The following is a 1,435-nucleotide window of genomic DNA, read 5'->3' on the forward strand; positions in this document are numbered from 1 at the left end:
CATTCCGAAGAAATTTCCGATACCCATTGCCGGCTCCAGCACATTTCCTTTTTCAAATCCCATTTTATCCAAGGCATCATAGATACTGCGGATTATGGCAGGACTTGTATAATGGGCATTTAGGGTACTCTCCCTTGCTGAAGCATACTCCTGATCCGATAACAGTCCCTTTAACTCCTGATATTCATTCGCCCAGGCACTCTTGCTTTCATCAAAGGCATCCGCAAGCCCGCCCCAGCCGACATACTGAGATAAAATCTCCTGTTCCTCCGGTGTTGCAATACGGTTCTCGCTCTCTATTTTCTCCAGTGTATGTATAGCTTCCACATTTCTGCGGAATTTTTCCTTTGCAGTGCCAATTCCTAAAGCATCATCCGTGATACGGAAATTGACAGCCCCGGTCTTATCAATCTGCGGTTCTGCCTGCTTCACAGGTACTTCGATATCCGGCTCTAATGATGTGTCTGACACTTCCTCCGGCTTTTGGACATCCTGTCCGGAAGTTTCCCGATTTTCTCCAGACAGCTCATTTTCTTTCTGGTTAAATTCTTTCCATACCCTATCTGAAACTGCCGAAAAATAAGGAGACTCATCTTCCATAATACTGAACTGAATCTCCTCCATATCCTCTATGCTCTTTGCCCCTGCTATTTTATCATGGTATTTAAAATACAAGGCTTCACGGCTGATAATACCCTCAAGACGCTCAAGTTCCGGCTCAGACATCCGTTCCCAAATATCATCCTTTTGCGTATGAATGGTAAAACCTTCCCCATCATCGTGATGCTCTAAGGTATATTGCAATGTGTCATGTTCTCCACGAATATCGCACTCAAAATCATAAACCGTGGTTCTGGTCCCTGCAGAATACTCCCTGTTAATCAGAACCAGATTTTGCACATCCTCTGCCGTTAATGGTGATTCCTCAACACCTTCAGGATAATCTTCGCTTCCTTCAATCTGTGTAAACACCTCTGTTTCGTGACGATCTATATCCCTTTCCGTCATCTCGTTGAGATAATCTTCCTCGACTTCTCCCCGCTGTGGCTGATAATCGTACTCAAAGGCAACACCATTTACCTCTGCATAAAAAAATTGATTATCTGTTACGGAATTTCCAAGCACATAGGTTTCTTCCTCAGTCCCCCATTCATCGACTTTGATGCACTCCTGTCCATCAATCGTGATTTTCTCAGCCGCCTGTGCCGCAAGCTCTTTCTCCTGCTCGATATACCGTCTTGTCTGGTTGATAAATCCATTTAATACAGCCGGGTGGGAATCCACAACCATATCCTCATTTTTCACCATGGCATAAGGCTCAATAGCTTTTGCCCACTCCTTATTCTCCGGAGAAAACCGTCCATCCTGCCTTTTGTGCATGACAGAATTGGCAAGCACATAACTTACTCGTTCAGAGCCATATTCCTGAATGACT

At 44.6% G+C, this 1,435-nt stretch carries 1 protein-coding gene; it reads right to left on the reverse strand.

Annotated features, from left to right (window positions below; genetic code table 11):
* Positions 1–1,435 (reverse strand): DUF3849 domain-containing protein (locus FYJ59_RS14200; protein ID WP_235898062.1); only part of this gene is annotated, 1,435 nt, incomplete at both ends.

It is taken from the genome of Waltera intestinalis, from assembly GCF_009695995.1.
GTDB lineage: Bacteria > Bacillota > Clostridia > Lachnospirales > Lachnospiraceae > Acetatifactor > Acetatifactor intestinalis.